A 25,048-nucleotide genomic window follows, 5' to 3' on the forward strand; every position below is an offset into this window, starting at 1 on the left:
CGCCCCTCACGATTTACTGGTAGGTCCTGGGTGCTGGCGGTGGTGAAACCTTGGCTTCGATGGCCTGCATCTGCAGGCGGTCTTCGAGGCGCAGCAAGTCACGGTTGCTGTCGCCGACGATCTGTGCCAGCTGCTTCTGCAGCGGTGGCAGGCAGGCGAGGACGGCTTCGCTTTCTCTGGCCAGCCAGCCGGCGACGAGCATGGCGCGCGCCAGTTCGAGGAACTGCAGGTCGCGGCTCTCTTGCAGCAGACGGTGGTTGTCGGGGTTTTCCGTGCGCAGGCGGGTGTCGATCGCGGCGGCTTCGAGCCCCTTGGTCTGCAGCAGGCGCTGGCTGGCGGCACGGCAGTCGCGCAGGGCAGCAGTGTCGAGGCCGGCAGCGGGGTTGGCTGCCGTTTGCTTCGCCAGTTGGTCGAGCGCGGCAAAATAGGCGTCGGCCGGGATGCCCAGCGAGACCATCTGTTGCGCTTCGCCTACCGAGCGGCTGGCAGGCAGCGCCAGTGGCACGCGGTTCAGTGCCTGCACCGCCTGGTTCATCGCCTGCAGCGCCTGGCTGGCCGCTGCGTGCAGCGCATTCAGGCTTTCCCGCTGCTGGGCGACGGCCGCTGGCGTCGGGTTTTCCGCTGCCGGCTCGGCAGCGCCGCACAGGCCGGCGCTGCCCAGGATCAGAAGCATCGAGACAAGTCGCGTTTTCATGACCTCATCCTTTCCCGGGGCATCCGGTGGCGGCGGTCGGTTGCGTGGCTGCCGGAAGCCTGTTGCCGGAAGTCGCCTGACCGGTCCGGGGCGCTGAGGCCCCGGACGGCTGGCCGGCTTCCGCTTACTTGAAGTTCGGCGTGTCGCTCAGCAGGTATTCGAAGCGGCGCGAGACATGTCCATTCTGCAACGCCAGGCGGACCAGCGCATACTTGCCGTTGTCCAGCTTCATGCCGATGACCTGGCCGACCTGGAGAGGGACGAACTGCATGCCGGACAGGTTGCCGGGGTCGATATTCCGAGGCTGGCTCAGGCTGAAGCTGCCGAGGACGGCCGCCGCTTCGACCTCGTTGCCGAGGAAGATTCCATCTGGGCCATAAGCGCCGAAGGCGAAGTCGCCGTCAGGTTGGATGCCATTCACCTTGCTGCCGGTGCGTAACGAGTAGCCCTGGCCCATGTTCAGCTCGACAGTGCCTTTGCCAATGTTAATGTGGCCGCCAGAATCACCACCATCGGTGGTGCCTTCGGTGGTCAGCTTCTGCTTGTCGTCGACGACTCCTGTCTTGGGGTCGAGTGTCAGGATATTTCGGCCGACCGATTCGCCGGTGAGGTAGGTGGCGACGTTGGACGGGTCGGAGACGCCGAAGATCAGCGGGGCCGCGAGTTCCTGCAGCTTGTATCCGTCGCCGTCGCGGATCAGGGTGACCGAGGTCATCGCCTGGTCCTTGAACATCGTGCCGCTACGTACCGAGCGGACCTGGCGCCGGAAGTTGAAATAGATCGTCCACCGGTTGTCGCTGGCCGCCATGCGCTGGATCGTCGGTTCGATGCGGATCGAGTCGAAGAAGCGGAAGTCGTTACTGATCGCGCTGTCGAGGGCCGTCTCGTTGCCGAGGAATTCACGCGATACCAGGCCCATGAAGCCGCTGCGGTCGCGTGCCATGTAACGCTCGAGCAATTGCTGGAAGGCGGCCTTGGCCAGTGCACGGTTGTCTTCCTTGACCACCTTGAACTCGAAGGCGTGTTCGGCTTCGTCGCTCGATTGGCCGGTGGTGGACAGGGCGCGGATCTTGAAACGGTAGGCGCGTTCGATTTCGGGAACGAACTCGAAGGCGAACAGGCCGCGTTCGCCGACCGGGATCGCCGTCCAGTTGGCGCCGTCGTCGAGGCTGGCCTCGACCCGGCCGATCTTGCCCTGGCCGACTTCGGCCCGGCCGCGGACGGCGATCTTGTGCTGGTCGAGGTCTTCCGGCGAGAACTGCAGGCTGCGGTCGACGCGCAAGGCGCTGACGTTGTTGAACAGCAGATCGGAGAACACCGGCTGCCCGGAATCGCTGCCGAAACGCCACCACTGGGCGGAAGCCGACTGGGCGAGGGCGAACAGCAGGAGGGCGAGGATGCCGTGCAGGAATTGACGGTAGCGATTGACGGACGGGGTCATGATTTATTTCTCCAGAGAGAACGGGATGTCCAGCATCACGCGGACATAGCGCTCCCGGTAATCCTTGGTGTTGTCGCTGAAGTTGTAGTGGGTCTTGCCGGCTTCGGCGCGGATGCTGCTACCCGGGAACTGAGCGGGACGATAGGCGACGCTGACGGCGTAGCGCAGCAGGCTGTTGTCGTTGTCGATGCCGGTGCCGTTGTTGACGTTGCGATGTTCGAAATTCATCGCGTAGGTCAGGTTGCCGGGGGCGACCAGGCGGAGGTCGAGCAGGGCGCCGTCGGTGAGGACCGATTTGCCGGTCAGCGGGTCCTGGACGATCTGGTGTTCCAGCGTCAGGTAGGGGCGGAAGTCATAACGGCCCTCGGCGAACAGGTGCCGCGAATCGATGGCGAAACGGTACAGGAAGTCGTCGGTGTCGGTCCGGTTTTTGGTGGTGTCCTTACGCTTGTTGAGCAGGGCTTCGACTTCGCCGCGCACCGAGACTTCCTGGAAACGGTCGCTCATGCTGACGTAGAGACGGTCGGAAATGTTGCGGTCGTATAGCGGCGCTTCGGTCTTCACCTGGCGCTGGCGCAGTGAGGTGGTCAGCGTCAGGTTGCGGCGGTCGAACAGGCCGCGCGCGGTGACGCCAGCTTCGGGAATGTGGGTACGGGTCGTCGCGCCGATCTGGTCGTCGAGGTTGTCGCGGTACCAGTCGTCGGCGAGGAAGACGCTCCAGGTCTTGTTCAAGCGGTAATCGCCGCGCAGGTAGTAGCGCAGGCGGTCGATCGCGGCACCGCCACCCAGGGTGACGAAGTCGGACGAGACGCGTTCGGTGCGCAGGCGCCAGCGCAGGTCGCCGAGGCTGCCGTCGGCATTGATGCGGTGCGCAGTGCCGGCCATGTCGTGATTGACCCGATCCTGGTCTTGTTTCCGGGTATTGGCCATGGCATGCTCGCCACTCAGGCGGATGCCGCTGGCGGTCCGGTATTCCCAGTCGAAGGCCGGCAGCACCTGGCGGTAGGTGCTGTCAAAAGAGGTACGTGCCGAGTCGTTGTCATGGTCGGCGGCGGACACCAGGTTGAGGCCGACCCGGTAATTGTCGCCGGCGTTCTGGGCGCGCAGGCCGACGACGTCGCGCTGGATGGTTTCGTTGTGCGGTTCCCCGAACAGGTGGTCCCAGCGTGGCGCCATGGTGCCGGCGACGACGCGCAGGTAGGTCGATTCGCCGAAGTTGCGCTGGTAACCGATGCCCTTGATCGCCTGGTTCAGCGAATATTACGATAGCGTCGCGTAGTAGTCGCCCAGCGTCAGGTGATTGACCTGGTCGCGGGCGATGAACTGCACGCGTTGCAGGCTCCAGACCGCGGGGTCGTGGCGCTTGCTGTCGGTATAGCGGACGATGGCGTTGAACTCGGTTTTCAGTTCCTCGCCGATCGGCTGGCGGGCGGTGAGTTCAACGTCGTGCAGCCAGTGCGAACCCGGGTCATAGAAGCTCTGTCCCCGGCCCGGGCCGCTCAGACGGTAATCCTCGAACATGCTGCGCACGGTGACGTCGAGGGATTTTTCCGGCAGGCCGCTGTCGTACTGGAAGTTGCCGAATACCGGCTTTTTCTCGATTTGCGGGCCGTTCAGGGTTTCCGGTGGTGACAGCGGAACGATGACGCCCGGGCTGGCAGCGCTGGCCGATGCGGCCTTGGCTGGTGGCGTCGGGGTCGGCACGCTTTCCTGAGCGTTGGCGTGGCCGGTCGGCCAGGCGTTGAGGGCGCAGATCACCCCGGCTGCGATTAGAGTATGTTTCATCGTGCAACTCTTATTGGTTGTGTGCTGAGCGGGCTCTCCCCCGGTTAGCACTCTGGAACGATCTCTGTGACGAGCGACTGTAACGGATATTAACATTCCTTAACAAATCGTTTTGTCGCGGCCGTGATGAAACTGCTCAGAAAATGAACACTGTTGTTTTGCCGATGCAGTGGCTGGCGCCCCGGCCGGGGCGCGCCGGTCAGCCGAGCACGCTGACGACGATCTCGCGCTGGTGGGCCTGCGCCCGGTGTTCCCACAGGTAGATGCCTTGCAGTCTGCCGAGCAGCATGCGGCCGTTGGCGCAGGGGACGTTGAGGGAAACGCCGGTGAGCACGCTGCGGGCCAGCGAGGCCATGTCGTCCTGGCCTTCCGTATCGCGCCGATAGGCCGGATCGCCGTCGGGAGCCCAGCGTCTGGCGAGGGTTTCCAGATCGCCGCGAATGTCGGCGTCGGCCTTTTCCGTGATGGTCAGCGAGCAGGAAGTATGGCGCACGAAAATATTGACCAGGCCGCTGGGAACGCCGGATGTGGCGACGATATGCGCAATTTCGCTGGTGATTTCCGTCATCATGCGCGGCAGCGTTTCAACAAGAATGCTTTTCTGATGTTTCATCGCCAGGTCTCACGCGGCAGGAGTAATTGCGGGAATTGCGGTCGGGGCCGTAAACGGTTGTCTGGCATTATCGCGGCTCGCACGGCATTGCGCAATCCGCGATAATGCGCGCCATTTCAAGTGTTTGCCGAAAGGTTGCGGATGTCACGAATTGCTCTTGCCCCGATGGAAGGCCTCGCCGATCCGCTGATGCGCGACGTGCTGACGGCGATCGGGGGGTATGACTGGGGCATCTGCGAATTCGTTCGGGTGACCGAGAGCGTGCTGCCCAACCGGACCTTCCTGCGCACCTGCCCGGAACTGAGGAATGGCAGCCGGACGCCGGCCGGGACGCCGATGCGCGTTCAGCTGCTCGGTTCCGACCCGCATTTCATGGCCGGCAACGCGCGCCGCCTGGTGAAACACAATCCGGCCGGCATCGACATCAACTTCGGCTGTCCGGCGCCGACGGTATTCCGCCATCGCGGCGGTTCGGCGCTGCTCGGCGAGCCGCAACTCCTGCATGACATCGTCGCCGCGGTGCGCGCCGAAGTGCCGGCGGCGATTCCCTTCACTGCCAAGATGCGGCTCGGCATCGACGATACCTGCCTGGCCGTCGATTGCGCGCAGGCCATCGAGGCTGGCGGCGCCGACGCGCTGATCGTGCACGGCCGGACCAAGGCCGACGGCTACCGGCCGCCGGCGCGTTGGGCGCAGATCGATCGGGTGCGGGCGGCGATCGACATCCCGGTGATCGCCAACGGCGAGGTGTGGACCGTTGACGACTGGCGACGCATCCGTGAGCAGAGCGGCTGCGCCGACGTCATGATCGGCCGCGGCGCGCTGGCCGACCCCTTCCTGGCCCGGCGCATCCGCGGCGAGACGGTGGGCGGCTGGGAAGAACTGCAGCCATGGCTGGCAATGTTCTGGCGCGGTGTGCGCGTGCGCGTGCTGCCGGTGCATGCTGGCGGTCGCCTCAAGCAGTGGCTGATGCTGTTGCGCCGCAACTATCCAGAAGCCGAGGCGCTCTACCAGCAGCTACGGCCGGTCAAGGCGGCCGAGGACATCGACCGCCTGCTGCTCGCTGCCGGCATCCTTGGCGAACTGCCGCTGGCGGCCTGAGACCATGGACGGCAACTCGCGCTTCATCGCCAGCGCCCAGGACGGCCCGCACGCCGACCTGGAGACGCTTTTCCGCCGCCACCTGGTGCAGCCTTTCCGCAAGCCGTTGCTCGATTACAACCGCGCCGCCTGCGACCGGGCGCTTGCCGCGCACGCTGCCTGGAAGCCGGCGGCGCCGCTGATCCTCGATGCCGGCTGCGGCGTCGGCTGGAGCACGCTGCGCCTGGCGGCCGAATTCCCGGATCATTTCGTGATCGGCGTCGACCAGTCGAGCGACCGTCTGGAACGCGGCAAACCCTTGCCGCTGCCGGCCAACGCCTTGCTGCTGCGCGCCGATCTGGTCGATTTCTGGCGCCTGCTTGCCGAGCGCGGCGTCCGCCTGACGCGCCATTACAACCTCTATCCGAATCCCTGGCCGAAGATCGGCCACCTCGCCCGGCGCTGGCACGGCCACGCCGTTTTCCCGGTCTGGCGCGAACTGGGCGGCATCGTCGAATGCCGCAGCAACTGGCGCATCTACATCGAGGAAATGGCGCTGGCGCTGGGCTGGCTGGGCGATTGTCCAGTCGCCGCCGAGCCCTATACGACGGCCGATCCACTGACACCATTCGAGAAGAAGTACCTCGCTTCCGGCCACGACTTGTGGCGCTGCCGGGCGGACCTGGGATGAGCGTCTGCCAGAGCTGCGGCGCCTGCTGTGCCAGCCTGCGCGTCGATTTTCATCCGGCCGAACTGGCCGGCGGCGCCTACGCCTGGGCGGACGGCGTGCCCTTGGCGATGACGGTGCCGGTGACGGCGAAGATCGTCCGTCTGCGCGGTACCGACGAAGCGCCGCCGCGTTGCGTCGCGCTCGCCGGCGAGGTCGGCGTTGCCGTGCGCTGCACGATCTACGACGCCCGGCCGTCGCCCTGTCGTGAATTCGATGTCGAGCACGCGGCCTGCGCCCGGGCGCGCCGTCAGTGCGGCTTGCCGCCGCTTGCTGTGGAAGCGGATTAAACCCGAAAGCGGCGCACGTTTTCCTTGAGTCGGCGGGAGAGATTGACCAGGGTTTCGGCGCGCTGGCTGGACTCGCTCGCGGCGGCGTGGGTCTGGTCGATGCCCTGGGCAATCAGTTCCACCCGCTGCGCGATGTCGGTACTGGCCGACGACTGCTCGCGCAGCGATGCGGCAATGGCGTCGATCGCCTGGCTGACCCGGGCCGACGACTGATCCATGTTGGCGACGACCTGACGGACTTCCTCGGTGCGACCGGCGCTCGACAGCGCGAGATCCTTGGCCTGGGTCATCGTGGCGAAAGCCTTGTCGGTACTCTGCCGGACGCCGTTGACGATGGCGGAGATTTCCTGGGTCGATTTGGTCGTCGACTCCGCCAGCTTGCGCACCTCGTCGGCAACGACGGCGAAGCCCCGGCCCTGTTCGCCGGCGCGGGCGGCTTCGATGGCGGCATTGAGGGCGAGCAGGTTGGTCTGGTCGGCAATGTCGCGGATCGTCTGGACGATGCCGGTGATCGCTGCCACCTTGGCGGAAAGCTCGTCCATGGTGCCGGCTGCGTCGGACATTCCGGTCGCCACCCGCTGGATGATTCCGGTGGCATCGGAGACCACGCCCAGGCTCTCGTGGGCATGGTTTTCGGATTCTCCGGAGAGGCGCCCGGCCTCGCCGGCGTTATCCGACATGACGCCGATGCTGACGGTGAACTCCTCGACGGCTGCGGCAATGGCTGCCGTCGCGTTGCTCTGTTCTTCTGCCGTCTTGTCCAGTTGCGCGGCTTCGGCGAGCACCGCCTCGCTTTCCTTGACCACGGAATCGGCGCTATTGACGGTGTCGGCAATCAGTTGGCGGATCTGTCCCTGCATGCGCTGCATGGCAGCGACGACGCTGCTTTCGTCGCCGGGGATCAGGGTCAGGGATTCGCTCAGGTCACCCTGGGCGATCCTTTGCAGGGCGACGGCGGCGACCGCGGGTTCGCCGCCGATCTGCCGGTAGATGCTGCGGCCAACCAGGACGATGATGCTGGCCACCAGCAGCAGGCTGAGCGAGCCGATGATGAGCGACAGCTTGCGCAGCCATTCGAGGCCGTCGATCAGTTCAGCGCGCTCGCTTGCCGCAGCAGTCTCGGCGAGCTTGCCGATTTCCAGCAGATCGTCGCGCACCTGACGCCAGGCCGGGGTTTCCTGGCTCACCAGCAATGCCTTGGCAGCCTCGCCGTTGCCTGCCCGGACCAGATCGATGACTTCCTTCTGCAAAGGTTGCCAGCGCTCGAGATTGGCCTTCAGGCGAGGGGCGATGTCACGGGCGGTGGCATCGTTGGCCAGGGCGGGCAGCAGTTTTTCGGTTTCCTGCAGGAAAACCGCATGCGCCTTGTCAAAGTTGTCGTAAGCCGTCTGTTTGCCAGGGTCGAGCAGGATGTTGCGGATGGCCTGACCCTTCTGCAGGCCGTTGGCGTAGGCCAGCGTCGCCATGTGGCGAACGGCAATCCGCTCATCGACGAAGGAGGTGAACAGGGCTTCGCTGCGTCCGGTGAAGATCAGGGACGAGACGGCAAGCAACAGCATGCCCAGCGCAGCGACGATACCGAGCAGCCAGAGACGGGTCTTGAGCGAAAGATGGTTCAACATGTTTCCTCCTCGTGCGATGGTCGGGATTTTTCCCTGTTTTCGACATCCTAATCCAGCTTGGAAACATGGTGGAAGCGGTGTTGCTCAGAGCGCTCCGGCAGTTTCTCCGTTTCTTTCGTCGGCGATGGCCAGCCAGCGGTAGAGCGTCGCGAACAGGCGTTCCGGGTCGACCGGCTTGGTGATGTGGTCGTCCATGCCGGCGTCCAGGCAGCGCTGGCGATCCTCGCTGAAGGCGTTGGCGGTCAGCGCGATGATCGGCAGCCGGCTGCCGCCAGGCTGGGCGCGGATCGCCTGGCTGGCGGCGACGCCGTCGATGCCGGGCATCTGGATGTCCATCAGGATCAGCACGTAATCGTTGTCGGCCGCCATGGCGATCGCCGCTTCGCCATTGTTCGCGGTATCCACCAGCAGTCCGGCGTCGCCGAGCAGTTCGCGGAAGACCTCGCGGTTCACCGGCTCGTCTTCGACGAGCAGGATGCGTTTGCCGGCAAAGCGGCGCTCCAGGGCGGCGACGGCGTCCAGCGTGGTGTTGCGGGCCGGGGCCGGCATCGCGTCGCTGCTGCTGAGGCAGACTTCGAACCAGAAGCGGCTGCCGCGGCCGGGCTGGCTGTCGAGGCCGATGCGGCCGTCCATCATCTCCACCAGCCGCTTGCAGATCGCCAGCCCGAGGCCGGAGCCGCCGTAGCGGCGGGTCATCGAACCGTCGGCCTGGACAAAGGGTTCGAACAGGCGCTGCTGGATTTCCGGCGTGACGCCGATCCCGGTGTCCTCGACCGCGCAGTGCAGGACGAAATGCGGCGCCTCGCCGCTCAGCGCGAGATGCACGGTGACGCCGCCGCAGTCGGTGAACTTGATCGCGTTGATGCACAGGTTGAGCAGCACCTGCTTGAGCCGGTGCGGGTCGCCGCTGACCTGGGTGCGGGCGAGCGCTTCCGGCACCTCGAAAACCAGGTAGAGGCCCTTCTCGGCGGCCAGGTGTTCGAGCAGGCGCTGCACCGGGGCGACGATCTCGGTCAACTGGAAGGGAATGTGCTCCAGCGTCAGGCGGTCGGCCTCGATGCGCGACAGGTCGAGGATGTCGTTGATCACCGCCAGCAGGTGGCGGGCGGCGTCGGCGACCTTGCCCAGTTGATCCTTCTGCTTGGCGTCGCTGGCGCGACGCAGCGCCAGGTCGGTCATGCCGAGGATGGCGTTCATCGGCGTCCGCAGTTCGTGGCTCATCGTTGCCAGGAAGGTGCTTTTTGCCCGGCTTGCCGCTTCCGCCGCCTCCTTGGCGACCGACAACGCCACCGTGCGCTCTTCGACGCGTTGCTCCAGTTCGGCCTGGTGGCGGGCGAGGGCCGCTTCGTTGCGACGGCGTTCGGCAATGTCGCGGCTGATGCCGAGGATGCGTACCGCCTGACCGCGGTCGTCGAGCAGGACGGTGGTGACGACTTCGGTCGGCACGATGCTGCCGTCGCGGTGCGGCTGGTCGACTTCCAGCGTCCGCGCATGCGGGCCTGGGGCGCCGGCGGCAATGTCGGTCAGTGTTTCGGCCAGCGCCTGTTCGACGCGCGCCGCCGATGCCGGTGTCAGCGCGGCGCTGAGCGGTTGCGCCATGATTTCCTCGGCGCTCCACCCGCGCAGGCGCTCGACCGACGGGCTGATGTAGCTGAAGCGCAAGGTCGGCAGTTCGAGTAGCCAGATGACGTCGTTGGCGTTTTCCGAGATCAGCCGGTAACGGCTTTCGGCGAGCCGTAGCGCTTCGTCGGAACGGCTGCGCTCGACCGCCAGTTCGGCCAGTTGCGCATAGCCTTCGATCAGCGCGATGTCGCGCTGGTCGGGCGTGGCGGGCTGGCGGTGGTAGAGGGCAAAGGTGCCGCGCACCTTGCCGTCGCGCCCGTGGAAGGGCTGCGACCAGCAGGCGCGCAGGCCGGCGCGCGCCGCCAGTGGGCGGTAGTCGGTCCGGTAGGGATGGCGTTCGATGTCGTCGACGATCACCCGTTCGTCGCGCCAGGCGGCGCTGCCGCAGGAACCGACGCCTTCGCCGATGGTGGTGCCGTCGATCGCCTGGTTGTAGAAATCGGGCAGGCTGGGCGCCGAGCCGTGGCGCAGGTGGCTGCCGTCGGCGTCAAGCAGGAGGATGGAGCAGAGCACGCCGGGGCGCTGTGCCTCCACCTCGCGGGTCAGGCTGTCGAGCACTTCGCCAAGCGGGGCGCCGTGGTTGAGCTGGCGCAGTACCCGGTTCTGCAGCGCCAGTTCCTGGCTGCTTTCGGCCAGCTGGCCCTGGCTCTGGCGCAACTGCCGGTTGAGCCGACGCATGTTGAGGGCGACGCCGGACAGGACAGTGAGTGCGAGCAGGGCGGCGATCAGCGGCAGTAGCAGGCGCTTCCAGGCGTCGCTCGACTCGTCGGCGGGCAGGAAACCGGTGAGCGGAAAGTCGGCCGGCAGCATGCCGAGTTCGGCATAGGTGTCGGCGATGTGGCGCCAGCGGCCGGCATTCATGTAACCGACCGGGACCAGGTCGGCGCGCACCAGCGGTGCCGTCTGCGCGGCTTCGAATTCGAGGTGTTCGCGGCTCAGGCGGTCGGGGTAGCGCTCGCGGATCAAGGCGATGATCTCGTCCGGATGGGCCATCGCGTACTGCCAGCCGCGCAGGCTGGCCAGCAGGAAGGCGCGCGTGCGTTCGGGTTGTTCGCGCAGTTCGCGTTCGCTGGTGAACAGGACGTCGCCGTAGAAGTCGATGCCCGCCGAGCGCGGCGTCAGCAGCAGATAGGGAAAATTCTGCTGCTGCAGCAGGAAGGGTTCGAAGGTCTGGTAGGCCGACATGGCGTCGGTGTGGCCTGCGATCAGGTCGGTGACGTTGAAGCTGTGCTTGAGGCGTTGCAGCTTGTCCGGTCCGAGGCCTTCGTATTTCAGGTAGGCGCTCAGTTCATCGGACTGGCCTTCGAGCATCAAGCGCTTGCCGGCCAGGTCGTGGATGCTTTCCAGGTTGCTGCCGCGGCGGGCGATGATCGCCACCGGCGAATGCTGGAAAATGGCGGCCAGCGCCACCACCGGCTTGCCGGCGTGGCGTTCGAGGATCAGGTTGCTGCCGCCGACGCCGAACTGCGCTTCGCCGCTCATGACCCGGCTGACGACATCGGTTTCAGGCGCCGCTTCGTCAATGCGCACGGTAATCCCGGCGTCGCGGTAATAGCCCTTGGCGTCCGCCGCGTAGTAGCCGGCGAACTGGAAGGCGTGCGTCCATTTCAGCTGCAGGGTCAGTGTCTCGCCGGCCTGGGCGACGAGCGTCGCCGCCAGCAGCGCGGCGGTCAGCAGCCAGTGGCGAGGCCGGAGCGTCACGCGCCGCCTTCAGCGCACCAGGTCGAGCAGCTTGCCGAAGGCCTCGTCGAACTGCTTGAGGCCGGCCGCCTGCAATTCGTCGCCGACGGTGTCGAGGTCGATGCCGAGTGCAGCGACCCCCGCCAGTTGCGCCGCCGTGCCGGCCGCATCGGCGGCCAGCGTGGCGGCGGCTTCACCGTGGTCGCGGAAGGCGACTAGCGTCGCGTCGGGCACCGTGTTGACGGTGCCGTCGCCGATCAGTTGCTCGACGTAGATGACGTCGCGGTAGGCCGGGTTCTTGGTCGAGGTCGAGGCCCACAACAGCATCTGCTGGCGGGCGTTGCCGGGCAGCGCGGGCAGCGCCTGCCAGTCGGCGTAGGCCTGGCGCGCCATGGCGATGGCGGTCTTGCCCTGCAGTTCGGCGGGGAGTTTTGGGTCGAGCAGGCTGTCGAGGCGGCTGATGAAGACGCTGGCCACCGAGGCGATGCGGTCGACCGGCTGGCCGGCGGCAAAGCGCCGCTCGATGCCGGTGCGGTAAGCGGCCTGGACGTCGGCCAGTTGGCCGGGCGAGAAGATCAGCGTCACGTTGACGTTGATGCCGGCGGCGATGCTGTCGGCGATCGCGATCATGCCGGCCGGCGTCGCCGGAATCTTGATCATCGCGTTCGGGCGGGCGATTTCCGCCCACAGCCGGCGCGCCGCGGCGGCGGTGCCGGCGGCGTCGTTGGCCAGGCTGGGCGAGACCTCGAAGCTGACGAAGCCGGCGCGGCCGTCGCTGCTTTCATGCAGCGGCGCGAACAGGTCGCAGGCCTTCTGCACGTCGGGCAGGGCCAGGTTTTCGAAACGCTGTTCGGCGTCCAGCGCACTGTCCTTGAGTTGGGCGACGGCTTGCTGATAGGCCGGGTCGGTGCGGATCGCGTTGTAGAAGATGGCCGGGTTCGAGGTGACACCGGCGACCGCGTCGTCGGCGATCCAGGTGGACAGTTCGCCCGATTCGAGCAGTTGGCGGGAGAGGTTGTCGAGCCAGACCTGCTGGCCCAGGCGGGAAATCGCGGCGATGCGGGACATGGAATTTCAGGAGTCGTGGAAAAGCCCTCAGTCTAGCAGCCTGTTGGCGGAAGCGCATTTATCCCCGTCCGGGTCGGACAAGGCTGTGGATAAGCTCGGGATAGCGGCGGCAAATGCCTGAGCCGCAAGGGACTTGCGGCCCTTGCCTGTTTTTTGGGCGAATTCGTCCTTGCACTGCAGCAGGCAGTGGCGTCGTGGTGAACTAACATATAAAATATATAAGACCTGCGGGTGCCGGCGGGGAAGGTTTTCCAGAACCATCAGGCCGTCGCCGTTGTCGTAAAATTCGTCCTTTACCCCTAGAGCAACCCTTTACGAAAGGAAGTCGCCGTGCTTGAAGCCTATCGCGCCCACGTTGCAGAGCGTGCAGCCCTCGGTATCCCCCCGCTGCCCCTGTCCAAGCAACAGACCACCGAACTGGTCGGCCTGCTGAAGAATCCGCCGGCCGGCGAAGAAGCCGCCCTGGTCGAACTGATCACCTATCGCGTGCCGGCTGGCGTTGATGATGCCGCCAAGGTCAAGGCCGAGTTCCTGGCCAAGGTTGCCAAGGGCGAAGAAGCCTGTGCGCTGATTTCCCGCGAGAAGGCCGCCGAACTGCTCGGCACCATGCTCGGTGGCTACAACGTCAAGCCGCTGATCGATCTGCTCGCCTGTCCGACCTGCGGCGCCGTCGCCGCCGAAGGCCTGAAGAAGACCCTGCTGGTTTTCGACTTCTTCCACGATGTCGCCGAACTGGCCAAGGCCGGCAACGCCAACGCCAAGAACGTCATGCAATCCTGGGCCGACGGCGAGTGGTTCACCTCCCGCCCGGCCGTGCCGGCTTCGCAGAAGCTGACCGTCTTCAAGGTCACCGGCGAAACCAACACCGACGATCTGTCGCCGGCCCCGGATGCCTGGTCGCGTCCCGACATCCCGCTGCACGCGCTGGCCATGCTGAAGAACCCGCGTCCGGGTATCGAAGCCGACGAGCCGGGCTCGCGCGGCCCGATCAAGCAACTGGAAGCACTGGCTGCCAAGGGCAACCTGATCGCCTACGTCGGTGACGTGGTCGGTACCGGTTCCTCGCGCAAGTCCGCCACCAACTCGGTGCTGTGGTTCACCGGCGAAGACATTCCGTTCGTGCCGAACAAGCGCTTCGGCGGCGTCTGCCTGGGTTCCAAGATCGCCCCGATCTTCTTCAACACGATGGAAGATGCCGGCGCCCTGCCGATCGAAATCGACGCCGGTCAGATGGACATGGGCGACGAGATCGAACTGAAGGTCGATGGCGCCACCGGCAAGGTCACCGCCACCAAGAACGGTGCCGTAATCGCCGAATCCCAGCTGAAGACCCTCGTCATCCTCGACGAAGTCCGCGCTGGCGGTCGTATTCCGCTGATAATCGGTCGCGGCCTGACCACCAAGGCCCGTGAATTCCTCGGCCTGCCGGCCTCGACCCTGTTCCGTCTGCCGCAACAGCCGAACGATCCGGGCACCGGCTACTCGCTGGCCCAGAAGATGGTCGGCCGCGCCTGTGGCCTGCCGGAAGGCAAGGGCATTCTGCCGGGTACCTACTGCGAACCGAAGATGACCACCGTCGGCTCGCAAGACACCACCGGCCCGATGACCCGCGACGAACTCAAGGACCTGGCCTGCCTCGGCTTCTCCGCCGACCTCGTCATGCAGTCCTTCTGCCACACCGCCGCCTATCCGAAACTGGTCGACGTCAAGATGCACCGCGAACTGCCGTCCTTCATCAGCACCCGCGGCGGCGTCTCGCTGCGTCCGGGCGACGGCGTCATCCACTCTTGGCTGAACCGCCTACTGCTGCCGGATACCGTCGGTACCGGCGGTGACTCGCACACCCGCTTCCCGATCGGCATCTCCTTCCCGGCCGGTTCCGGTCTGGTTGCCTTTGCCGCCGCCACCGGCGTCATGCCGCTGGACATGCCGGAATCCGTGCTGGTCCGCTTCAAGGGCAAGATGCAGGACGGCATCACCCTGCGTGACCTGGTCAACGCGATTCCGCTCTACGCCATCAAGGCCGGCCTGCTGACCGTCGAGAAGAAGGGCAAGAAGAACGTCTTCTCCGGCCGCATCCTGGAAATCGAAGGCCTGCCGGACCTCAAGGTCGAACAAGCCTTCGAGCTTTCCGACGCCGCCGCCGAGCGTTCCGCTGCTGCTTGCGCCATCGCCCTGAACAAGGAACCGGTGGTCGAGTACATGCGTTCGAACATCACCCTGATGAAGTGGATGATCGCCGAAGGCTACCAGGACGCCCGCACCCTGAAGCGCCGCATCGCCGCGATGGAAGAGTGGATCGCCAACGGCACGCTGTTGAAGGGCGACGCCAATGCCCAGTACGCTGCGGTCATCGAAATCGACCTGGCTGAAGTCACCGAGCCGATCCTGGCCTGCCCGAACGATCCGGACGACGTTAAGCTGCTGTCCGAAGTCGCCGGCGACAAGATCGACGAAGTTTTCATCGGCTCGTGCATGACCAACATCGGCCACTTCCGTGCCGCCGGCAAGGTCCTCGAAGGCAAGGCCGACATCCCGACCCGCCTGTGGATCGCTCCGCCGACCAAGATGGACGCGCTGATCCTGACCGAAGAAGGCTACTACGGCATCCTCGGCAAGTCCGGCGCGCGCATGGAAATGCCGGGCTGCTCGCTGTGCATGGGCAACCAGGCGCAGATCCGCAAGGGTTCGACGGCGATTTCCACCTCCACCCGCAACTTCCCGAACCGTCTGGGCATCGACACCCGCGTCTACCTCGGCTCCGCCGAACTCGCCGCGATGTGCGCCCTGGCCGGCCGGATCGTCACGGTGGCCGAGTACATGGAGCAGATCAAGTTGGTCAACGCCAAGGCGGCTGATGTCTATCGCTACATGAACTTCGATCAGATTCCGGCGTTTGTGGAAGTGGCTGAGACGGTCGAGATGTAAGTTCGCGAAATCGACCAGTTTTTACCGGTCGAGTGCAGGAAATTGAAAAGCCCCCGTCGGGAAACTGGCGGGGGCTTTGTATTTGGCATCAAGCCGAAACCGCTTGTCTTGGTTGAATTATGCGATTGGATTAGTATCCGTCTGCGTTTTTGTCGCCAGCAAGATCCATGGTCGCGAATTACACGAATATTTCCTTTTTTCCTGTGCCAGAAGCGTCAGGATTTTGCTTGGCCACAGGCCCGTTGCTCCTGCTGGGCCTTGATCGAATCTTACGATCTGGCTGCCTGGGTGGCAGCGGTACTGGAAAAAGCGACGGCAACGGCATAAAAGCGGGTGCTTTTTCCCTGAAGGGGAATACACGCCAGCGAAGCTCGAGGTCGAGGTTCTGCTCCCTGCCTGGTCAGCGCTGGTTTTGTTCGGTATGCAGCGCCAAATACAATTCATGAAAAAAAATACCGCTCCGGTTCAATCAATCTCCAGTACTTTTCTCGCTTGGGCTATCCCGGCTTGGTGGCCTTGGGTCTTTGTGCTCGCCGGACTGGACATCTTCTGGTTCACCCATCTGGACCTGGTTGATGGCAAACTGAACGAACTTGCCGATACCTTGATCCCCGGCCTGGAGCTTCCGGGTGGCGAAGAAATCACTTTTCTACCCTTCATGCTGGGTGTCTGTTGTTTGTTGTTGCTTGCCTTCACGATGCTGGCTTCGCGTCGGCTGCCGCCGCCAAGAACGGCAGTTTTCCCGGATAGGCTGGAATTGTTCGATGGCAAGACGCTGACAAGCGTGTACTGGAAGGACATCATCGTCCAGGATCAGGGAGACCTCGATGTCTGGTCGGAAACCATCGGCTCGGGAAAGGGGGCGCATTCCGTTATCCGCATGGACCTGAGAGAAGGGGAGCGACGCGTTCCACTACGCCTCTACTATCATTTCAACCCAGGCGGTCGCATTGCGCCCGACTATCGCAACAAGGCAGCGCTCAGGCGAGCGTGGCTGCTCGCCATGCTGCGCGCCCGGCCAGAACTGCGGGTCGATCTGGGTATTTATGCCGCCTGCAAGATCAGCCCGGCAACCCTGAGATATTCCCTGCGCAACACGGTCATGCTCTGGGCTGGTGGGGTCATCGGCCTGCTGACCTTGGTTGCAACCGGCTATGCACTCTCCGATTTCCTGAGTCTGAGCTCCTTGAGCCTATGGCGTTTCCTGGCGGCGATCATGATCAGCATCGCCGCCAGCATCTTGGTCCTGATATTGCTGGACAAGATGCTTGGAAAATACCTTTTCATTCTGCCTGAGTCGCCTGCTGTCCGTGCCGCCCGTCGCCGCCTGCTCGGGCCCGACACGGCGGGAGCACCGCAAGCCTCCGCCTATCCGCTCGTCGACCCGGACGCATTCGCTTTGTCCGCCATGCCTACCGTGCCGACGCCCCGGCAACAGCGTTACGAAAAATTGATTACCAACCCGGGGGTACCCGTCGATTATCCTTGGGAGGAACTGGATGGCGACGACTGGTTCCTGATTCTCGACAAACGTCCTGATTTCGCCCCGCATTGCCGCTGGCATTTGCTCAACGGTGAAGCCTGGGCGTTGCTGCTTCCCGAGCACCCGGACTGGGCCGAACATTGCGATTGGAGCATATTCGAAACCAACGACTGGGCCATGCTCATCGCCTCGGCTCCGCAATTCGACAAAATCTGCCTGCAACACATCGGCTGGGATGATTTTGACGGTACCGACTGGGCCGGACTGCTCGCCAGCCGCCCGGAGCTGCTTGCGCATTGCAATCTGCAATTGCTCGATGCCGATAATTGGTCTTACCTGTTACTGTTTCAGCCAGGTTTGATCCGGCACTGTCCGACCAGCATTTTGCCGTAGGGCCATACCTGAGCTCATCGAATCCCGCCAGATGGAGATCGGCGACGAGATCGAATTGAAAGCTGCTACGACATCCTTGGCAACTCCGGTGCGTGCGCGGAAATGCCGGGCTCTTCGCTGCGCCTGGGCAAGCAGGCGTAGATTGGCAAAGCTGTCACGGCGATTTCCGTCTCGACCCGCAATATCCTGCCGCCTCGCCAGCGACACCATGAACTTGCACCAGATCCCGGGCTGCGTGGCACTGGCTGAGATGGTCGTTGCAGACGGTACAGTACTCGGCATCGTTGTGCGCGTGGCGGTTCTGACACAGCCAGAGATGGGGCGTAAGTGATATGGAAAATGGTGGCTTGTTGATCGGGTACGGGATTATCTGTCCATGACATGCGATTTGTCTTTGCTGTTCCTTGTTTGAGGTGAGGGCTGGGTTATATGTTGATGTATTAAGGTATATTTGACGTTTTTGTTGTTTTGGAAGAACATTGATCTGGAGATTATTTGTAGCGCGCTGAATGGATGGTTCGGCCGCAAGTTATCGAGGACAGGTTATGAAACACGAACGAGCGCTACGTATCGGACAGTCGCTGGCGATGGAGGCTGATGTTGCTGTCGCGGAACTCAGTCAGCAGTTGGCAGGTGAGCCGCCGGCGCTGGTCGTTTTTTTCTGTTCGGCGAGCTATGACCTCGAACTGCTGGCAGGCGAAATCAACCGCCGCTTTGCCGGAATTCCGGTGATCGGTTGTACCGCGGCCGGGACCATCGGGCCGCAGGGCTATGGCGAGAGCGGCTTGTCGGGGATCGCCTTTGCAGCGGCTGAGTTCAGCGTGGAATGTGGCTGTTTCGAGCATTTGCAGGTATTCGACGTCGACGCCGGGCGTGATCGGGCGCTTGAGCTGATGTTGCGTCTGCGCGAGCGCCTGGGGGCGAAGTCGGGCTGCGGCTATTTCGCGCTGTCGCTGATCGACGGCCTGTCGATGCGTGAGGAGCAGGTGGCGATGGCCTTGCAGGACGGCCTCGGCGGCATCCATGTGATCGGTGCGTCGGCGGGTGACGATCTGCGCTTTCAGCGTACGCGCGTTTTCCACGATGGCCGCTTTCACGACGACGCGGCGGTTTATGCCGTGCTGGCGACGCGTCTGCCGTTCCGGCCGTTGCGTACACAGCATTTTGTCGCTGACGGCGAGCGTCTGGTCGTCACCGATGTTGATAGCGAACGCCGGGTGGTGCGCGAAATCAACGGTTTGCCGGCGGCCGACGAGTATGCCCGCTTGATCGGCGTCAAGCCGGCCCAGCTGACCGCGGTGAAATTTGCTGCCCGACCGGTCGTGGTGAAGATCGACGGTCAGGACTACGTGCGCTCGATCCGCAGTGCCAATCGCGATGGCAGCCTGACCTTCTACTGCGCGCTCGATGAAGGGGTTGTGCTGCGCGTTGCCCGCGGCGATGATCTGGTCGGCAAGCTGGCCAGGGCGCTGGACGAGGCGCAGGCGGAGGTCGGCGCGGTGTCAGGGGTGCTGCTCTGCGACTGTGTGCTACGTTCCCTCGAGATCGCCAGCACCGGCCAGCAGGCGGCGGTCGGGGCGATGCTGCGGGCACGTTCGGCCGTCGGCCTCAGCACTTACGGCGAGCAATGTGACGGTGTGCATATCAATCAGACCTTGACCGGTCTGGTCTTCGGCGAGCGGGAGTCGGACGATGAATGAAAGCCATCCGGCATCAGGCGAAGCCGCCCTGCAGGCGGAAATCGATCGCCTGAACAAGGTGGTCAAGGCCTTGCTGCACCGGGTCGAGCGGGATGCCGGGGTGCGCCGCGGCAATTACGGCATGTTTCGCGATTCCGTGGCGCTGGAAAGCCAGGTGCGACGGCGCACTGCCGAACTGGAGGCGGCGTTACGCGAAAACGAGCGGATCAACCGCGATCTGACCCGCGAGCGCGAGGAACAGCGCCAGCTGATTCGTCAGCTGGAGGATGCGCACAAGCAGTTGCTGCAATCGGAGAAGCTTGCGTCAATCGGTCAGTTGGCGGCCGGTGTCGCCCACGAAATCAATAATCCGATCGGTTTCGTCAGTTCCAACCTGGGTACCCTGAAGGCTTATGTCGAGGATCTGCTGGCGGTGCTTGACGCCCATCTGGCAGTTGAGGGAGAGTTGGCGCCGGCGTCGCGGCAGTCTCTGGAGGTGCTGCGGCGGCGCGTCGATATCGACTACCTGCGGCGCGACATCGCCGACCTGATCGGCGAATCGATCGACGGTACCCAGCGGGTGCGCAAGATTGTCCAGGATCTGCGCGACTTCTCGCGTACCGGTGACGCCGAATGGCAGCTGGCGGACATCCATGCCGGTCTCGAGAGTACCCTCAACGTGGTCTGGAACGAGATCAAGTACAAGGCTGACGTGGAGCGTGATTTCGGCGAACTGCCGAAAATCGAATGTCTGCCGTCGCAACTGAACCAGGTCTTCCTGAACCTGCTGGTCAATGCGGCGCAGTCGATTGCCGATCACGGCCGGATCACCATTCGTACCCGTTGCCTCGGCGAATTCGTCAGCATCGCGGTGGCCGATACCGGTGCCGGCATCGGGCCGGAAATCCGCGACCGCATCTTTGATCCCTTCTTCACCACCAAGCCGGTCGGCAAGGGAACCGGACTCGGCTTGTCGGTGACTTACGGGATCGTCGAGCGTCACGCTGGGCATATCGAGGTCGACAGTGAACCCGGGCGGGGCAGTGTGTTTACGGTGTTCCTGCCCTTGCGTCGGACAGAACGTCAATGACAATGGTAATGTCTGTTTTTAAACGGAAATTTTCGCTGGCGAATGCTGGCGAATGGTGTAAAGTGAGTTTGTGGCAACACTAGTCAGGAGATGAACATGGAACTTGCATCCGTCGGCGCATCCGGTGCGTATAGCAACACCGCCGTCCAGTCGGCGCGTCCGCAACCGGCCCAGGAACAGCAACAGGTCGAGCAGCGTCAGCAGCAGTTGCGGCCGGAACAACAGGTCCAGCAGGTCGAGGAAACGGCACGGCCGGTGGTCAATGCCCAGGGGCAGGAGACCGGCAGGCTGATCAACACCACGGCCTGATCTTGAGGCGTGCCGCCAGCGACAGTCTGGCGGCGGGGAGAAAAAAATGATCTCCGGTGCACAGGGCAGTGCATCAAGCGCGCTGGGTCAGCTGCAGATGCAGCAGGCCCAACGCAACGCCGAACAGGCGGAGCAAAAGGCGCGTGCCCTGCAGGCGCAGGCAAGAACCGCCCAGACAGAAGCCGACCGGGCCCAGGAAAACGCCAGCCGGTTGCAGGGCAGTTCGTCGCAAGCCAGCAACGACGCCGCCAGCGCAAGGCGGAACCTGTCTTCCATGGAAGCCTTCGGCAGCATCAATGCCAGTCTGAGCGATTTGAGTTCGCAGATCGCAGCCGCTCTGGTGCCGCCTGAAACGCCGGCGCCGAGCGCGGGCTTCATCAACAGCGAAGGGCAGGCGACCGGTACCCTGATCAACGTGACCGCCTGAGTTTCTCCTTCCACCTTCGGGCGTCGGCGGACGCCTTTTTTGTGCGCATTTGCCGGCGCTCTGGTATTTTTCGTTTCCCCATCATTGCAAGGAATGCCATCGTGCTCGCCAATCACTGGTGTGCCTCGGTCGACGCAACGATACAGTTGCGCACCGGGTGCAATCCGCTGGAAAAACATGGCCCGCAGGCCGTCGTGGTGCATGCCGACGCCTGGGCGCCGGTCGATGCCATCGCCAACCCCCACGACATCCGTCAGGTTGTCGACTACGAAGTCATCTACCTGGCGATCCTGCGCCTCGAGGAAAACGCCCACTGCGAGTGCCTGGAGTCGAGCATCCTGGAAGTCATGGATGCGATCTTCTCGATTCCGGTGGTGGCGTCGGCGCTGGTTTCGATGCACAAGCCGCATGTTTACAACGGGCGGGCGACGCCGGCCATCACCCTGACGCTGAGTCGCGAGCAATGGCTGAAGACGCGGGGGTGATCGCGGCGATCGGTGCCGTTGCCGCCAACGGCATGCTCGGCCTGGACAACTGGCTGCCCTGGGACATTCCCGAGGAACTCGCCTATTTCGAGCGGACCGTCGCCGGAGCGGCGTTGCTTGTCGGCCGCGCCACCTACGAGTCAATGGCCGAGGTGCCGCCGGATACCTTCGTCCTCAGCCGCGATCCGGCTTTCGTGCCGCGCCCCGGCTGCTACCGGGTCGGCTCGGTCGAAGAAGGCCTGCGCCGCGCGCTGGCGACCGGCAAGCCGGTCTTCGTCATTGGCGGGGCCTCGGTCTATGCGGCGGCCTGGCCCTACTGCCGCTATTTCCACCTGACCCGCATCGAGCGGGAGTTTGCCGGCGACGTGCGTTTTCCCGACGAAATTCCGCTGTCCGCCTGGTCGCTGCGATCGGAACGCTGCGAACGCTATGTCGAACGCAAGTCCGGTGAGCCGGTCGACTGCCGTTTTCAGGTGTTCGAGCAGGCGCAACCCCGTCCATTACCGCTTTCCTGATTGATGTTTGCGCGTCAACTGCGCAAAATGGCGCAAAGAACCAGATAAAGGGCCGCATGTCATGAGCGGGCGCCAGATCATCAAGCCGGGGAGGGGCTACGCGCTGTTGGCGCTGGCCTTGCTTGTCAGCGGCCTGCTTTCCATGCATCTCGATTATTTCGTTGCCTGGCTGCTGGTGGTCGCCGGCCTGGCCGTCGTTGCCTGGATGCTGTGGAGCCGGCAGCGCAACAACCAGCGGGTGATCGCCGAGTTGCGGCAGGGGCGCCAGCAGTTGCGCGAGGCGCAGCGACTGGCGCAGATCGGCAGCTGGGAACTTGATATTCCGAGCGGCCGCCTGACCTGGTCGGAAGAGCTTTACCGGATTTTCGGCATCGATCCGCAGGCGGGACCGGTCGATTATCAGCGTTTCCTGCAGATGATCCCGAGCGATGACCGCGAACGCGTCGATCATGCCTACCGAGCTTCCTACCGCGAGCGCGCGCCGCACGAGGTTGAACATCGTCTGCTCACCGGCAGCGCTCAGGTCAAGCAGATCCGCTCACGCTGGGAAACCCACTTCGATGAACAGGGCAATGCGCTGCGCACGATCGGTACCGCGCAGGACATCACCGACCTGCGCCGCATGGAATCGCAGATGCAGTTGCTGGGGACGGCTTTTCACCACAGCGGCGAAGCGATCCTGATCACCGATCACGAAAACCGCATCGTCACCGTCAATCCGGCATTCACCACCCTGACCGGCTACACGCTGGACGAGGTGGCCGGGAAGAATCCCAGCCTGCTGTCGGCCGGCCGCACCTCGCCCGATGAGTACGAGCGGATGTGGACGTCGATCAAGCAGAAGGGCTACTGGCAGGGCGAGGTCTGGGACCGGCGCAAGGATGGCGGGGTCTATCCGAAGTGGCTGTCGATCTCGGTGATGCGCGACGACAACGGCGAAATCCGTTATTACATCGCCCACTTCACCGATGTCTCGGCCGAGCGTGCCGCCGAAGCGCGCCTCCACCACATGGCGCACCACGACATGCTGACCGGGCTGGCCAACCGCTTCAGCCTGAAGGAGCGTCTCGAGCATGCGCTGGCGGTGGCGCGTCGGGAAAGCTCGCGGGTGGCGCTGCTGTTCATCGACCTCGACCGCTTCAAGGTGATCAACGATACGCTGGGGCACCACATCGGTGACGAACTGCTGATCCAGGTCAGCCAGCGCCTGCGCGGCGCGGTGCGCGACAGCGATCTGGTCGCTCGCCTCGGCGGCGACGAATTCGTCGTCATGGCGAGCGGCGTAGAGCAGATGAGCTCGGTGGCGACGGTCGCCGAGAAACTGGTCAAGGTGGTCGGCGAACCGTATGCGATCGGTCCGCACACGCTGTATACGACGCCCAGCATCGGCATTGCCGTCTATCCGATGGACGGCGAGAACGGCGAAGCCTTGATGAAGAACGCCGACGCCGCGATGTACCACGCCAAGGCGGCAGGCCGGAACAACTTCCAGTTCTTCGATGCGCGGATGAACGAGGCGGCGATCGAACGCCTGAACATCGAACATGCCCTGCATCAGGCGCTCGAGCGCGAGGAATTCGTCCTCCACTACCAGCCGGTGATCGACCTGCAGAGCGGCAAGGTGTCCAGCGTCGAAGCGCTGATCCGCTGGCAGCATCCGGAGCGCGGCATGGTTTCCCCGGTGCTTTTCATCGGCGTCGCCGAAGAAACCGGCCTCATCCAGCCGATTGGCGACTGGGTGGTGTGGACTGCCTGCCGGCAGCTGGCGGCATTCCGCGCGGCGGGCATCGCCGACGTCAAGATGGCGATCAACATCTCGGCCGTGCAGATGCGCAACAGCAGCCTGCCCATCGTCGCCCGCGGCGTCATCGACGCCTACTCGCTGGCGCCGGGCGACCTCATTTTCGAGATCACCGAATCGGTGGCGATGGAGCAGCCGGATGAAACCATCCGTGTCCTCGACATCCTGCGCAACATGGGGGTGACGCTGGCGCTCGACGATTTCGGCACCGGCTATTCCTCGCTCAGCTACCTGCGCATGTTCGCGCTGGACAAGCTGAAGCTGGACCGTTCCTTCGTCGAGGAGATCGGCGAGGACATCGACGGCCAGGTCATCTGCGATGCGACGATCGGCCTCGCCCACGCCCTGGGCCTGACACTGGTCGCCGAAGGCGTCGAGACCGAGGACCAGCTTGAATACCTGCGGGCGCGCGGCTGCGACCTGGTGCAGGGCTACCTGTTCAGCAAACCATTGCCAGCGCTCGAGGCGGAAGCTTTCATCCGCCAGCGTAACGGCCTGCCCGGCTAACTTTAGTAAGAGAAAAGGCTTGCCAAGGCGAGCGCCTTTTCCTATGATTCAAACGAACGTATGAATCATAGGAAGCAACAATGCCTGAAGTTCGCAACGCCGATACGCGGGAACGCATCCTCGATGCCGCCGAGCGCCTGTTCATGGCCTACGGCTACGACGGTACCTCAATGCGCCAGATCACGGGCGAGGCCGGCGTCAATCTGGCCGCCGTCAACTACCATTTCGGCTCCAAGGAAGCGCTGATTCAGGAGGTCTTCCGGCGTCGCCTCGACTGGCTGAACGAGGAGCGCATGCGCGTCCTCGACCGCCTCGAGATGGAGGCCGGCGGGCAACCGGTCAAGCCGTCGCTGATCGTCGATGCCTTCTTCGGCACGCTGCTGCGTATGGCCGACGATGACGCGCGCGGCGGCATGACCTTCCTGCGTCTGCTCGGCCGGACGCTGACCGAACCTTCCGAGTTCATCCGCGCCTTTCTCGCCCACGAGTACAAGGCGGTGATGGACCGGTTCAAGGAGGCGCTGTTCCGGGCCTTGCCCGACGTGCCGAAGGCCGAGATCGTCTGGCGCTTCCACTTCATGCTCGGCGCCACTTCCTACGCCATCGCCGGAACCGATGCGCTGCGCTTGGTCACCGACTGGCAGATCGAGGAAGAAGATTCGGTCGACCGCCTCGACCGCCTGGTGCCGCGCCTGATGTCTTTTCTGATCGGCGGCCTGCGCGCGCCGTTGCCGAACTTCGACCCACCCGCTGCGGTCGACTGAACAAAAATCACAAAAACCATACCGATAAAAACCCCACGGAGACA

General features: G+C 64.1%; 21 protein-coding genes. 13 read left to right on the top strand and 8 right to left on the bottom strand.

Annotation, left to right across the window (positions count from 1 at the left end; genetic code table 11):
* Nucleotides 1-13 precede the first annotated feature (13 nt).
* From ACE3OV_RS13435 to ACE3OV_RS13455, 5 genes are all read right to left on the bottom strand, one after another.
* Nucleotides 14-694, bottom strand: a complete 681-nt coding sequence (locus ACE3OV_RS13435) for a hypothetical protein (RefSeq protein ID WP_374327782.1) — start codon at nucleotides 692-694, stop codon at nucleotides 14-16.
* A gap of 124 nt (nucleotides 695-818) precedes the next feature.
* Complete coding sequence (locus ACE3OV_RS13440) at nucleotides 819-2,135, bottom strand: hypothetical protein (RefSeq protein ID WP_374327783.1); 1,317 nt, start codon at nucleotides 2,133-2,135, stop codon at nucleotides 819-821.
* A 3-nt stretch (nucleotides 2,136-2,138) separates the two neighbouring features.
* Nucleotides 2,139-3,311 carry a hypothetical protein gene (locus ACE3OV_RS13445; protein ID WP_374327784.1) on the bottom strand — a complete coding sequence of 391 codons (1,173 nt, stop codon included), beginning with the start codon at nucleotides 3,309-3,311 and terminating at the stop codon, nucleotides 2,139-2,141.
* 84 nt (nucleotides 3,312-3,395) lie between these two features.
* The gene (locus tag ACE3OV_RS13450) at nucleotides 3,396-3,920 is read right to left on the bottom strand and encodes a hypothetical protein (protein ID WP_374327786.1); all 525 of its coding nucleotides are present in this window, start codon (nucleotides 3,918-3,920) and stop codon (nucleotides 3,396-3,398) included.
* Between the two features lie 199 nt (nucleotides 3,921-4,119).
* Nucleotides 4,120-4,533, bottom strand: coding sequence for a secondary thiamine-phosphate synthase enzyme YjbQ (locus tag ACE3OV_RS13455; RefSeq protein ID WP_374327787.1), 414 nt, complete (start codon nucleotides 4,531-4,533; stop codon nucleotides 4,120-4,122).
* A gap of 141 nt (nucleotides 4,534-4,674) precedes the next feature.
* On the opposite strand from ACE3OV_RS13455, the gene ACE3OV_RS13460 reads away from it, so the two are divergent.
* Genes ACE3OV_RS13460 through ACE3OV_RS13470 form a run of 3 tightly spaced genes read left to right on the top strand, consistent with a single transcriptional unit; the run spans nucleotide 4,675 to nucleotide 6,630 of the window.
* Nucleotides 4,675-5,634: a tRNA dihydrouridine synthase gene (locus ACE3OV_RS13460; RefSeq protein WP_374327788.1), complete on the top strand. Its 960-nt coding sequence runs from the start codon at nucleotides 4,675-4,677 to the stop codon at nucleotides 5,632-5,634.
* Nucleotides 5,635-5,638: 4 nt separating this feature from the next.
* The gene (locus ACE3OV_RS13465) at nucleotides 5,639-6,304 is read left to right on the top strand and encodes a tRNA (guanosine(46)-N(7))-methyltransferase TrmB (protein ID WP_374327789.1); all 666 of its coding nucleotides are present in this window, start codon (nucleotides 5,639-5,641) and stop codon (nucleotides 6,302-6,304) included.
* Complete coding sequence (locus ACE3OV_RS13470) at nucleotides 6,301-6,630, top strand: YkgJ family cysteine cluster protein (protein WP_374327791.1); 330 nt, start codon at nucleotides 6,301-6,303, stop codon at nucleotides 6,628-6,630. The genes ACE3OV_RS13465 and ACE3OV_RS13470 overlap by 4 nt, the downstream gene beginning before the upstream one ends.
* Here ACE3OV_RS13470 and ACE3OV_RS13475 read toward each other — a convergent pair.
* The 3 genes from ACE3OV_RS13475 to tal form a co-directional block, all read right to left on the bottom strand.
* Nucleotides 6,627-8,252 carry a methyl-accepting chemotaxis protein gene (locus ACE3OV_RS13475; protein ID WP_374327792.1) on the bottom strand — a complete coding sequence of 542 codons (1,626 nt, stop codon included), beginning with the start codon at nucleotides 8,250-8,252 and terminating at the stop codon, nucleotides 6,627-6,629. The two genes, ACE3OV_RS13470 and ACE3OV_RS13475, sit on opposite strands and share 4 nt — an antisense overlap.
* An 84-nt stretch (nucleotides 8,253-8,336) precedes the next feature.
* Nucleotides 8,337-11,576: an ABC transporter substrate-binding protein gene (locus tag ACE3OV_RS13480; RefSeq protein ID WP_374327795.1), complete on the bottom strand. Its 3,240-nt coding sequence runs from the start codon at nucleotides 11,574-11,576 to the stop codon at nucleotides 8,337-8,339.
* Nucleotides 11,577-11,585: 9 nt separating this feature from the next.
* A complete protein-coding gene (gene tal, locus ACE3OV_RS13485; RefSeq protein ID WP_374327797.1) occupies nucleotides 11,586-12,623 on the bottom strand; it encodes a transaldolase in 1,038 nt (345 codons plus the stop codon).
* Nucleotides 12,624-12,953: 330 nt separating this feature from the next.
* On the opposite strand from tal, the gene acnB reads away from it, so the two are divergent.
* The 10 genes from acnB to ACE3OV_RS13535 all read left to right on the top strand — a co-directional run bounded on the left by acnB (nucleotide 12,954) and on the right by ACE3OV_RS13535 (nucleotide 25,004).
* Nucleotides 12,954-15,551, top strand: coding sequence for a bifunctional aconitate hydratase 2/2-methylisocitrate dehydratase (gene acnB / locus ACE3OV_RS13490; RefSeq protein ID WP_374327799.1), 2,598 nt, complete (start codon nucleotides 12,954-12,956; stop codon nucleotides 15,549-15,551).
* Between the two features lie 442 nt (nucleotides 15,552-15,993).
* Nucleotides 15,994-17,427, top strand: a complete 1,434-nt coding sequence (locus ACE3OV_RS13495; protein WP_374327800.1) for a hypothetical protein — start codon at nucleotides 15,994-15,996, stop codon at nucleotides 17,425-17,427.
* Nucleotides 17,428-17,936: 509 nt separating this feature from the next.
* Nucleotides 17,937-19,127 (top strand): FIST N-terminal domain-containing protein, encoded by a 1,191-nt coding sequence (locus ACE3OV_RS13500; RefSeq protein WP_374327802.1) that lies wholly within the window; start codon nucleotides 17,937-17,939, stop codon nucleotides 19,125-19,127.
* Nucleotides 19,120-20,196 carry an ATP-binding protein gene (locus ACE3OV_RS13505; RefSeq protein ID WP_374327803.1) on the top strand — a complete coding sequence of 359 codons (1,077 nt, stop codon included), beginning with the start codon at nucleotides 19,120-19,122 and terminating at the stop codon, nucleotides 20,194-20,196. Before ACE3OV_RS13500 ends, ACE3OV_RS13505 begins: the two co-directional genes overlap by 8 nt.
* Nucleotides 20,197-20,292: 96 nt before the next feature.
* Nucleotides 20,293-20,505 (top strand): hypothetical protein, encoded by a 213-nt coding sequence (locus ACE3OV_RS13510; protein ID WP_374327804.1) that lies wholly within the window; start codon nucleotides 20,293-20,295, stop codon nucleotides 20,503-20,505.
* Nucleotides 20,506-20,551: 46 nt separating this feature from the next.
* Complete coding sequence (locus tag ACE3OV_RS13515; RefSeq protein ID WP_374327805.1) at nucleotides 20,552-20,932, top strand: hypothetical protein; 381 nt, start codon at nucleotides 20,552-20,554, stop codon at nucleotides 20,930-20,932.
* A 101-nt stretch (nucleotides 20,933-21,033) separates the two neighbouring features.
* A complete protein-coding gene (locus ACE3OV_RS13520) occupies nucleotides 21,034-21,417 on the top strand; it encodes a dihydroneopterin aldolase (RefSeq protein ID WP_374327806.1) in 384 nt (127 codons plus the stop codon).
* On the top strand, nucleotides 21,396-21,932 hold the full coding sequence (locus ACE3OV_RS13525) for a dihydrofolate reductase (RefSeq protein ID WP_374327808.1): 537 nt from the start codon (nucleotides 21,396-21,398) through the stop codon (nucleotides 21,930-21,932). Before ACE3OV_RS13520 ends, ACE3OV_RS13525 begins: the two co-directional genes overlap by 22 nt.
* Before the next feature lie 61 nt (nucleotides 21,933-21,993).
* Complete coding sequence (locus tag ACE3OV_RS13530) at nucleotides 21,994-24,240, top strand: putative bifunctional diguanylate cyclase/phosphodiesterase (RefSeq protein WP_374327810.1); 2,247 nt, start codon at nucleotides 21,994-21,996, stop codon at nucleotides 24,238-24,240.
* 80 nt (nucleotides 24,241-24,320) lie between these two features.
* Nucleotides 24,321-25,004, top strand: coding sequence for a TetR/AcrR family transcriptional regulator (locus ACE3OV_RS13535; RefSeq protein WP_374327811.1), 684 nt, complete (start codon nucleotides 24,321-24,323; stop codon nucleotides 25,002-25,004).
* Nucleotides 25,005-25,048: the final 44 nt, after the last annotated feature.

This window comes from Azonexus sp., assembly GCF_041909095.1.
GTDB lineage: Bacteria > Pseudomonadota > Gammaproteobacteria > Burkholderiales > Rhodocyclaceae > Azonexus.